At 65.3% G+C, this 980-nt stretch carries 1 protein-coding gene; it reads left to right on the top strand.

The window, feature by feature from the left end; translation table 11 throughout:
- On the top strand, nucleotides 1–980 hold a 980-nt coding region (locus ACXJLU_RS33430), incomplete at both ends, for a hypothetical protein (RefSeq protein ID WP_457338019.1).

Consider the following 980-nt stretch of genomic DNA (forward strand, 5'->3'; position numbering starts at 1 on the left):
CCGGGCGATGCGCAGATCGTGCTGAGCTTCTCCCCGAACGCCGAGAGCAACGTCGCCTACACCGGGAGCTGCATCAGCGGCACGAGCTTCAACAAGGGCTCGGATGGCAAGGTGACAGTGACGGGGCTGACCAACGGAACGGCCTATGCCTGCAAGGTCACGGCCACCAACTCGTCCAACGTGTCAGTCACCTCGGTCGCAAGCACCAGCGTGACCCCGCTGGCCCCGGTGACGCAGCTAGCACCGACCGCCGGCGACGGCCAGGTGTCGCTGGCCTTCACAGAGCCATCGGTCAACCCGAGCGGCACGCTGTACACGGCGAGTTGCGCAACCGTCGATACCGGCACCACGGTCGGCACGGGCAGCAGTGGCCACACCCCCTTGAAGGTCACCGGTCTTGCCAACGGAAGCACCTATCTGTGCGGGATCACGTCCACACTGGCGGGCAAGGGAACAACCAAAGCGTCGGTTCCAGTGGTGCTGCCCGCCATAACGACGAAGCCTTCCATCACGCAAGCCGAGCCGGGCGATGCGCAGATCGTGCTGAGCTTCTCCCCGAACGCCGAGAGCAACGTCGCCTACACCGGGCGTTGCAACGGCGGCACGAGCTTCGACAAGGGCTCGGATGGCAAGGTGACGGTGACGGGACTGTCCAACGGAACGTCCTATACCTGCACGGTCACGGCCACCAACTCGTCCACCGTGTCAGTCACCTCGGCCGCAAGCACCGGCGTGACCCCGCTGGCCCCAGTGATGCAGCTGACACCGACCGCCGGCAACAGCCAGGTGTCGCTGAGCTTCACAGAGCCATCGGTCAACCCGAGCGGCACGCTGTACACGGCGAGTTGCGCAACCGTCGATACCGGCACCACGGTCGGCACGGGCAGCAGTGGCCACACCCCCTTGAAGGTCACCGGTCTTGCCAACGGAAGCACCTATCTGTGCGGGATCACGTCCACACTGGCGGGCAAGGGAACAAC

It is taken from the genome of Rhizobacter sp. P5_C2, assembly GCF_054049715.1.